The organism is Kineococcus endophyticus (genome assembly GCF_040796495.1).
Lineage (GTDB): Bacteria > Actinomycetota > Actinomycetes > Actinomycetales > Kineococcaceae > Kineococcus > Kineococcus endophyticus.
The window spans coordinates 116,611-125,420 of record NZ_JBFNQN010000016.1 but is presented as its reverse complement, the minus strand read 5'-3'; the positions used below and the strand labels follow the sequence as shown (position 1 = coordinate 125,420).

11 protein-coding genes are annotated in these 8,810 nt (G+C 76.0%); 7 read left to right on the top strand and 4 right to left on the bottom strand.

Translation table 11 applies throughout. The annotated features are described in order from the left end of the window. The first annotated feature begins 95 nt into the window (after window positions 1-95). The gene (locus AB1207_RS21165; protein ID WP_367640539.1) at window positions 96-395 is read left to right on the top strand and encodes a hypothetical protein; all 300 of its coding nucleotides are present in this window, start codon (window positions 96-98) and stop codon (window positions 393-395) included. A 23-nt stretch (window positions 396-418) separates the two neighbouring features. Here the strand turns inward: AB1207_RS21165 and AB1207_RS21160 are convergent, their stop codons facing one another. The 3 genes from AB1207_RS21160 to AB1207_RS21150 form a co-directional block, all read right to left on the bottom strand. Further along, on the bottom strand, window positions 419-856 hold the full coding sequence (locus AB1207_RS21160; RefSeq protein WP_367640537.1) for a hypothetical protein: 438 nt from the start codon (window positions 854-856) through the stop codon (window positions 419-421). A 154-nt stretch (window positions 857-1,010) separates the two neighbouring features. Further along, on the bottom strand, window positions 1,011-2,687 hold the full coding sequence (locus AB1207_RS21155; RefSeq protein ID WP_367640536.1) for an FAD-binding dehydrogenase: 1,677 nt from the start codon (window positions 2,685-2,687) through the stop codon (window positions 1,011-1,013). A gap of 102 nt (window positions 2,688-2,789) precedes the next feature. Next, window positions 2,790-3,599: an inositol monophosphatase family protein gene (locus AB1207_RS21150; RefSeq protein WP_367640535.1), complete on the bottom strand. Its 810-nt coding sequence runs from the start codon at window positions 3,597-3,599 to the stop codon at window positions 2,790-2,792. Between the two features lie 105 nt (window positions 3,600-3,704). Here AB1207_RS21150 and AB1207_RS21145 point away from each other — a divergent pair, with 105 nt between their 5' ends. Continuing rightward, complete coding sequence (locus AB1207_RS21145) at window positions 3,705-4,274, top strand: TIGR03086 family metal-binding protein (RefSeq protein WP_367640533.1); 570 nt, start codon at window positions 3,705-3,707, stop codon at window positions 4,272-4,274. A gap of 109 nt (window positions 4,275-4,383) precedes the next feature. Continuing rightward, window positions 4,384-5,166 (top strand): DUF4240 domain-containing protein, encoded by a 783-nt coding sequence (locus AB1207_RS21140; RefSeq protein WP_367640532.1) that lies wholly within the window; start codon window positions 4,384-4,386, stop codon window positions 5,164-5,166. Between the two features lie 10 nt (window positions 5,167-5,176). Here the strand turns inward: AB1207_RS21140 and AB1207_RS21135 are convergent, their stop codons facing one another. Continuing rightward, complete coding sequence (locus tag AB1207_RS21135) at window positions 5,177-5,374, bottom strand: hypothetical protein (protein ID WP_367640531.1); 198 nt, start codon at window positions 5,372-5,374, stop codon at window positions 5,177-5,179. 166 nt (window positions 5,375-5,540) lie between these two features. Here AB1207_RS21135 and AB1207_RS21130 point away from each other — a divergent pair, with 166 nt between their 5' ends. The 4 genes from AB1207_RS21130 (at window position 5,541) to AB1207_RS21115 (ending at window position 8,697) form a co-directional block, all read left to right on the top strand. Beyond that, window positions 5,541-6,116 carry a biotin transporter BioY gene (locus tag AB1207_RS21130; protein ID WP_367640530.1) on the top strand — a complete coding sequence of 192 codons (576 nt, stop codon included), beginning with the start codon at window positions 5,541-5,543 and terminating at the stop codon, window positions 6,114-6,116. 1 nt (window position 6,117) lies between these two features. Continuing rightward, window positions 6,118-7,239, top strand: a complete 1,122-nt coding sequence (locus AB1207_RS21125) for an AMP-binding protein (RefSeq protein WP_367640529.1) — start codon at window positions 6,118-6,120, stop codon at window positions 7,237-7,239. Further along, a complete protein-coding gene (locus AB1207_RS21120; RefSeq protein WP_367640528.1) occupies window positions 7,236-8,402 on the top strand; it encodes a thiolase family protein in 1,167 nt (388 codons plus the stop codon). Before AB1207_RS21125 ends, AB1207_RS21120 begins: the two co-directional genes overlap by 4 nt. Before the next feature lie 148 nt (window positions 8,403-8,550). Then, window positions 8,551-8,697, top strand: coding sequence for a hypothetical protein (locus AB1207_RS21115; RefSeq protein ID WP_367640527.1), 147 nt, complete (start codon window positions 8,551-8,553; stop codon window positions 8,695-8,697). Window positions 8,698-8,810: the final 113 nt, after the last annotated feature.

The following is an 8,810-nucleotide window of genomic DNA, read 5'->3' as shown; positions in this document are numbered from 1 at the left end:
CCGTGCGGGTCACCGTGACCCACTCGAGAACACCCACGACGTGGACCCCGTCCCCCCGGACGGGGCCGCCCACGGCCACCCTGCGGAGGAGCGCGATGAAGACTGTGCTGGCGATCGAGACGACGAGGCCGATCGGCGTGCGCGACCTCAACGGGTTCATCTCCGGGATCGCCGAACGCGTCCCCGGCTGCTTCGTCTCCCAGGGACCGAGCAGCCGCGGCAAGGTGACCGTCACGATCCTGTCGCCGCAGGCCGTCCCGCTCGAGGTGGCCGAGCAGGTGCTCGAGTCCCTGCCGGAGCTCTGCGACGCCATCAGCGGCATGTCCATGCAGGAGGCGGTCCGCCGCCCCAACCCGCGTCAGCAGGCCCGACCCGCCCCGGCACCCGTCGGCTGACCCCGGACCGCGCGCACCCGCCGTCACAGCAGTGGACGGGCGTGCACGCCGCTGACGAGGTGCACGCCGAGGAGCGGCACGCCGTCGGCGCGGCAGGCCGTCCTCAGCGCCTCGGCCCACGCGAGGTCGTCCACCACGACGTCGCGGGGCGCTCGCGGGACCAGGGCGACCGCCGCGGCACCCTCCCCGTCCACTTCCAGGGTCAGCAGGTGGGCGAGGACCCCGGCGAGGTTGCCGGTCAGTTCGTCGTCGGGCGCGGGCTCGACGCCCTCCACGACGACGAGCACGCCGTGGGCGTGACCGGTCGCGTCGAAGAGCTGGATCCACAGGTCCGAGGCCTCCTGGTCCGGCGCGGGAGGGTCGTCCAGGCCGCGTCCGAGCACGGCGACGATCTCCCAGCGCGTGGTGAGTTCCTCGGGAGTGCGGACGGGGCGTCGCAGGGTGGGGTGCGGGATCGGCATGGCTGCAGCCTGCGGCCCCGCGCCGACCCACCTCCGGCGTCGTCCACAGCGAGGGGCCCGCACGGCCCGGAACGTCGCCTGTGGATCCCGCGACGACAGCCGGACCTCGCACGGGTCACGCCTGTGGACCCGACGGGCGCGGTGGCGGCGGGCGTCACAGGGCGTCGACGAGCGAGCGCCCCACGGTGCGACCGGTGAAGAGGCAGCCGCCGAGGAACGTCCCCTCCAACGCGTTGTACCCGTGGACGCCGCCCCCACCGAAACCGGCCGCCTCCCCCGCGGCGTAGAGGCCGCTGACGGGGGCGCCGTCCGCTCCCAGTGCCCGGCCGGCGAGGTCGGTCTGGATGCCGCCCAACGTCTTGCGCGTCACGGTCCACAGGCGCACCGCGATGAGCGGACCGTGCGCGGGGTCCAGGAGGCGGTGCGGTCGGGCGGTCCGGAAGAGCCGGTCGCCGAGGAACCGGCGGCTGGTGCGGATGCCCACCGCCTGGGCGTCCTCCGAGGACTGGTCGACGACCTCGTCGTCCCGGGCCCGCACCTGCCGCTCGATCTCGTCGTGGTCGAGCAACCCGTCGCCGGTGAGCGCGTTCATGCCGTCGACCAGGTCGCGCAGGGTGTCGGCGACGACGAAGTCCTCGCCGTGCTCCTTGAAGTCCTCCACCGGGCCGGGAGCCGAGCGCCCGAGGCGCGAGCGCAGGAGGAGCCGCAGGTCCCGGTTCGTGAGGTCCGGGTTCTGCTCGGACCCGGACAGGGCGAACTCCTTCTTGACGATGGACTGGTCCAGCAGGAACCAGGAGTGGTCGAGGCCGGCGAGGTCCGGGGTCGTCCGCAGCAGCGTCAGGGTGCCCAGGGTGTCGTAGCCGGGCAGGCCGGGGACGGGGAGCCGTCGACCCCGCGCGTCGAGCCACAGCGAGGACGGGCCCGGCAGGATCCGGATCCCGTGACCGGGCCAGATCGGGTTCCAGTTCTGCAGACCCTCGGTGTAGTGCCACATGCGGTCCCGGTTGACCAGGCGGACGCCCTGGTCGGCGGCGACGTCCAGCATCCGGCCGTCCACGTGCTCGGGAACTCCCGTGACCATCCTGCGCGGCGGTTCTCCCAACCGTGATGGCCACCACCGGCGGACCTGGTCGTGGTTGCCGCCGATGCCCCCGCTGGCGATGACCACGGCCTGCGCCCTCAGCTCGAACTCGCCGACGACCGACCGGTTCGACGGCGCTCCCCGCCGCGCGGTGTCGGGAGCCAGCACGGCGCCCCGCACGCCCCGGACCTGGCCGCACTCGACGACGAGCTCGTCCACCCGGTGGCGGAAGCGGACGGTGACCAGTCCGGCTCCGGCGGCGGCCCGGACCCTGTCCGCGAACGGTTCGGAGATGCCGGTCCCGGTGCCCCACGGGACGTGGAACCGCGGCACGGAGTTGCCGTGCCCGCCGGTGCTGAGGGATCCCCGTTCCGCCCACCCCACCAGCGGCGTGAACCTCACGCCCTGCTGCCGCAACCACGACCGCTTCTCACCGGCGGCGAACTCGACGTAGGCCCGTCCCCACCGCTGGGCCCACAGGTCCTCGGGGTGGTCGCCGTCCAGCCGGTCCCACCGGGCCGAGTCCTGCCAGTCCCGCCAGGCCAGGTCGAAGGAGTCCCGCACGCCCAGGCGCCGTTGCATCGGGCTGTCGACCAGGAAGATCCCCCCGAAGGACCAGTAGGCCTGACCCCCGAGGTTCTCCGAGTTCTCCTGCTCGACGACGAGCACGCTCTTGCCGGCCCGGACCAGTTCGCACGTGGCGACGAGGCCCGCGAGTCCTCCGCCGATGACGACGACGTCCGCGTCCACGCGGTCCCTCCCGTCCGTGCCGCGTCGGTCCGGACCCGACGACGGGTCCGTGGAGCATACGCACGGCCCCTCCCTCCCGTTGCACGGGAACGTGTCCGCGCGTCAGGGACGCCTGGCGGCGACCGCGGCCAGCACGCCGGCGTGCACGCCAGGCCCCGACGAGAAGACCCGCGGACCGTTCCCGAGGTCCGGTGACCCGTCCGCTCCGCTGCTCAGGCCACCGGCCTCCGCGACGATCAAGGTGGTCGCTGCCACGTCCCAGATCGACGCGCGCGTCTGCACCGCCACGTCGAGGTCGCCCTGGGCGACCAGTAGCGCCGGGTGCAGCGGCCACTGCGCCGCCTCGGTGCCGGCACCGGCACGACGCGCCAGGTCACGGTCGGTGTCGAGCTGGAACGGGGCTGCGGGGACGACGCCCATCCGCGGCCACCCCGGGTCCGTGGGGGGCGGGGAAACGGCCAGGGGTCGAGCGTCGCTCACGGTGCCGGCCGCGTCCACCGTCCCGGCGAAGGCGCCGCCCCCGCGGACGGCCCACCAGACCCGGCCCTGCGCCGGGACCGCGGCCACGGCCACCTCCAGCACCCCGTCGACCTCCAGCGCGAGCAGCACGAGCCAGCGGTCGTCACCGTTCACGAAGTGGGCCGTCCCGTCGATCGGGTCGACGATCCACCGCCGCCCCGTCCGGCCCACCCCGTCGGCGAGCGCGAACTCCTCGCCCAGGACAGCGTCTCCCGGGCGGTGCCGGGCCAGCGCGCCACGGGCTGCTCGCTCGCCCTGCCGGTCGGCCGCGGTGACCATCGAACCGTCGTCCTTCACCTGCGGCTCGACCGAGGCCAGGTCGGCGAACGCCCGCAGAGCGACGGCCGCCGCCGCAGCCACGGCGTCGAAGGCGACGCCCAGATCGTCGGGCACCGGACCATCCTGGCCTGTCGAGCGGGTGGTGCCGACCTGACGCTGGCTCAGCTGGGACAGCGCGGCTCCGCGATGAGTTCCAGCAAGCCCGCGGGTCATCCCCGTGTGCTGGACCTCCGCCCCGCGGCCGGGCAACTCGCCGCTCTCGTCACCGACCTCTCCGACGCCGACCTCGGCCGGCCCACGCCGTGCGACTGCACGGTGTCCGCCCTGCTCACCCACGTCGTGGGGTTGACCGCCGCCTTCACCGCGGCCGCCCGCAAGGAGGTGGACCGGGGCGGGTCCCCACCGGGGGACATGCCGGACGCGTTGCCCGGCGGGTGGCGTGAGGACCTGCCGCAGCAGCTGACCGAGCTCGCCGCCGCCTGGCGGGAGCCGTCGGCGTGGCAGGGCACGGCCCGGGCCGGTGGGATCGAGATGCCCGCCGCGGAGGCCGGGGTCGTGGCCCTGGACGAGCTCGTCCTGCACACCTGGGACGTCGCGGTCGCGACGGGGCGTACGCACCGACCCGACACCGCCAGCGTGGCCGCCGTCGCCGGCTTCGTCGAGGCCGTGCCTGCCGACCCGGCCGCTCGGCAGGGGTTGTTCGGGCCGCCGCTCCCGGTCCCGCCGGCCGCCACCACCTTCGAGCGCGTGCTGGCGCTCGCGGGCCGCGACCCGCGCTGGAGGGCGTGAAACCCTGGAGACGTGGGGGTGGGTGGGACGTCGGGGACCCCTGCCGCTGAACGGGGGAACCCACGCGGGCGCGCCCCGCGGACCACCACTCCCGCCTACGCTGGGTGACGTGCGAGGGAGGCTCGGGCGCCTCGCGCCGCTGCTGCTGGTCGCGTCCGTGCTGGGCGCGTGCGCACCCGCTGACGCCCCGCAACCGGCTCCGTGGCGGACGGCGAGCCCGCCGGCTCCGCTGCCCAGCGCCCCCGCGGTGGCCGACGGACCGCTGATGGACGAGGCGGAGTTCTGGCAGGTCGTCGAGGACGCCCGCACCCGCGCCCACGGCGATGCCGACGGCGCGGCCCGGCTGGTCGTCGAGCACCTCAGCACCCGGGACGACGCCACCGTCGCCGCCTACGAGCGGCGCTTCCTGGACGTCTCGGCCCGGCTGCACACCTGGCGCCACGTGCAGGCCGCGGAGATGGCGTGCGGCTTCGTCTCCGAGGACGTCCTCAGCGACTTCCGGGCCTTCGTCGTGGCCCACGGCCGCAGCACGTTCGAGGCCGTGGCCGCCGACCCCGACGCCCTGGCCGACGTGGCGGACCTGGGGGGCGGGTGCGACGGCGCCGGCGAGAGCTTCGACGTCGCCGCGGTCGACGTCTTCCACGACCGCCACGACGGAGACGGCACGGCCCTGGACTCCTTCCCCCTCGAGGAGCTGGACGAGCCGACCGGGCCACGGGCCGTCGACGACGACGCCGTGCGCGCCGACCTGCCCCGCATGGCGGCGCGCATCCCGCACGACGGGCTGGGAAAGGGACCGGGCAACTACGTCGACGCCTCAGGACTGGTCGCCCGCCTGGTCGGCACGGTGACGGGGACCCTGCTGGGCGGCCTGGGGGGAGCCCCCGACTGACGCCGAGGCGTCAGCTGCCCGACGGCGTCCCCGTGCCCCGTCGGTGTGCCATCGGCGCCGATCCGGCCAGGTCCCAGTCGCCGCGGTGCGGGACGTCCCGGGACGACCGGTCACGGCCGCGGTCGCGCACCAGCAGGGTGACGATGAGCGCGACGAGGACGAGCGCCGAGACGACCAGCGCGATGAAGATGACGGCGACCGAGCCCATGACCTGCTCCTCTCCAGCGAGTCCTCCCACCGTCGCACGACGTGGCCCCGGCCGGGTACCGGTTGGCGAAGTCCGCCCGGCCGCGTGCCCGTCGACGAGGCGTCGACCCTGGACGTGGACCGGTGGGGCCGCGGCGCAGGCGCCGGGCTGGCTACTCTTCCGCCTCATGCGTCCGGTGCAGCGTTCGACCTCTCGCGACGTCGCGCTCATCGCGACCTTCGCCGCCGTCATCGTCGTCCTGGGCGCGCCCGGTCAGCTGCCGCTCTTCGGCAGTGCGGTGCCCATCACCCTGCAGACCCTCGGGGTCATGCTCGCCGGCGCCCTCCTCGGCGCTCGGCGCGGTGCGCTCGCCGTCCTCGTCGTCCTCGTGCTGTGCGCCGCGGGCCTGCCGGTGCTCGCGGGCGGGCGCGGCGGCCTCAGCGTCTTCGCCGGGCCGAGCGTCGGGTACCTCCTCGGGTGGCCGTTGGGGGCCGCGCTCACGGGGTGGCTGACGGCGCGCCGGCCCAGCAACCAGCCCCAGTGGTTCTTCACGGCCGCCCTCGCCGGCGGCATCGGCGTGGTGTACCTGATCGGGGTCCCGCTGCAGGTCTGGATCACGCAGCTCCCGGCGTGGACCAGCGTGATGTTCCTGCCCGGCGACCTCCTCAAGGCCGCCCTCACGGCCTTCGTCGCGAGCGGCGTGCACCGCGCCCGCCCCGAGCTCCTGCCGCTGCGCCGCCGCCGCACGACCACCTCCGTCTGAGGTGGCGGGCGACCTCGTCGTCCTGCCCGCGGACGCGGCGGACCTGGCGTCCGCGCTGGTCGCGGCGACCGCGGACCCCGACCACCCACCCGTCCTCGTGCTCGACCCCGCCGGCGGTGACGAGCTGCTCAGGGCCGTCCGCCGGGCCGCCGGCGCGGGTGAGGTCGGGCCCGGCGACCTCGTCCTCAGCACGTCGGGCAGCACCTCCCGCCCCCGGGCGGTCGTGCGGACCTCGGCGTCCTGGGCCGCGTCCGTCCAGCCCCTCGCCGACCTCCTGGAGCTGGACCCGGACGACGTCGTCGGCACCGCGGGACCCCCGGCGTCGACCCTGACGCTGCACGCGGGGTGGCACGCGCTGCGCGTCGGCGCCCGCACCGGTGGGGCAGGTGACCGCCTCCCACCGGCGGGCAGCACGGTCCTCCACGTGGTTCCCGCGGTGCTCGCCACCGTCCTCGACCGTGACGACCACCCGCACGTGCGCACGGCCGTCGTCGGCGGGGCCGGGCTCGACCCGCGCGTGCGGCGCCGCGCCCTCGAGCGCGGGTGGCGGGTCGTGGAGTACTACGGCGCCGCGGAGCTGTCCTTCGTCGGGATCGCCTGTCACGCAGACGGTTCGTCGGACCCGGAGGGTTTCGGCCCCTTCCCCGGCGTCGACGTCCGCGTGCGCGGGGCGCTCCTGGAGGTCGCCTCTCCCTACGTCGCGCGGTCCCGGATCGACGCGACGGGTGGCGCCACCCCCGTCGTGACGGACGGCTGGGCCGGTGTCGGCGACGTCGCGGAACCGTTGCCGGACGGCCGGTTCGCCGTCCTGGGTCGCCCCGGCGCGGTCCTCAGCGGCGGCAGCACGGTCCTCGTCGCCGAGGTCGAGCACGCACTGCGCCCGCACCTGCCGCCCGGCGCCGACGTCGTCGTCTGCGGAAGTCCGCACGACCGCCTCGGGGAGGTCGTCACGGCCGTCGTCGTGGGGGTGGCCGACGTGCCCGCGGCCCTGCGCGCGGCAGCCCGCTCGTTGCCGTCCGCGGCCAGGCCCCGGCGCTGGCTGGCGGTCACGCGGGTCCCGCGCACCGGCAAGGGCGAACCGGACCGCGCCGCCGTCGCGCGAGTGGCCGGGCGGGCACGGTGAGCGCCGTCGTCGTCGCCGCGCGCCGCACCCCTTTCGCCACGGCCGGCACGACCTACGCCGGACTGCGCGACCACGACCTCGCCGCGGCGGTCCTCACAGCACTCGCCGAGGACGTCGCCGCCTGCGCCGCCGGGGAGGACGTCGCCGTCGCCGAGGTCGTCGCCGGGGTCGGGACGGCCGACGGCAACCCCGCCCGCCGGGCTGCGCTGGCCGCCGGGTTCGGCGCCGGTGTCCCGGGGACCACGGTCGACGCGCAGTGCGCCAGCGGACTGGCCGCCGTCCGGTTCGCCGCGGCGCTCGCGGCCACCGGGAGCGGTCCCGTGCTCGCGGTCGGCGCCGAGAGCACCACGTCCCGCCACCTCGACGGTGTCGTCCCGCGCGCGGCCTTCGCCCCCGACGGTTTCCCCGATCCGGACATGGGCCCCGCAGCCGACGCGCTCGCGGCCCACCTCGGCATCTCCCGCGCCGACCAGGAGGCGTTCGCCGTCCGGTCGCACGCGCGCGCTCTCGTCGCGCGCCGCCGGACGGCGGAACGGTTCGTCCCGCTGGCGGGGGTCGAGCACGACGCCCGGCCGCGCGTCCTGCGCCCCGAGGTCGTCGCCCGTTTCTCGCCGGCCTTCGGCGGCACGGTCACCGCGGCCACCGCCAGCGCGCACGCCGACGGCGCCGCGGGGCTCGCCCTCGTCGACCTGGCCACCGCGGAGCGCTGGGGCGCAGGGGGTCTCGCCGTGCTGGGAACGGCGGCCGTCGGCGCGGACCCCGCCCTGCCCGGGGCCGCCGCCGCACCCGCCGTCCGCGCCGCGCTGCGTTCCGCCCGCCTCGACCTCGCCGCCGTCGACCGGCTCGAGGTGGGTGAGGCGTTCGCCGCGCAGGTGCTCGCCTGCTCGCGCGACCTCGGCCTCGACGACGCCGACGCGCGCCTGAACCCCGACGGCGGGGCCCTCGCGATCGGCCACCCGTGGGGGGCGACGGGAGCGGCCCTGCTGGTCGCCCTCGCCGGCGGGTTGGCGGCGGGGCAGGTCGGGGTCGCCGTCAGCGCCGCCGGGGGCGGGCTGGGGGTGGCCGTCGTCGTGCGGGCACGCGCCGCCGGGCGGGGGGGAACTCCGACCGCCCCAGTTCCCGCGAGCAGTGGCGCAGGGTGGTGGCTCACCGGTCTGCCGTGACCGAACTGCCCCGTACGGGCCGCGCTCCGGCGCAGGGGATCCGGCGTTCGGGTGAGAGCCGGAGACGGGGGAGTTCTCGACGAGCGTGCGGCGACGCGCGGCGTACCGTCGAGTGCACGGAGTTTCCGGAGCTCAGGGAGGAGCTGTCATGGTCGTCCTCGGCATCGTCCTGCTGATCGTGGGACTGCTGGTTCCGTCGGTGCACGTCCTGCTGTGGGTGGGCGTCGTGCTGATCGTCGTCGGTCTGGTCCTGAACCTCGTCCCCATCTCGGGAACCAGGCGACGGGTCTTCTGACCCCCGTGCAGGTCGGGTGCGGAACCGTCGGGGGATCCGCACCACGACCGCCCGCGGGGAACGCCCCGACGTGAAGTCTCGATCTGTACTGGGCGGTACACTCGGTGCGACCG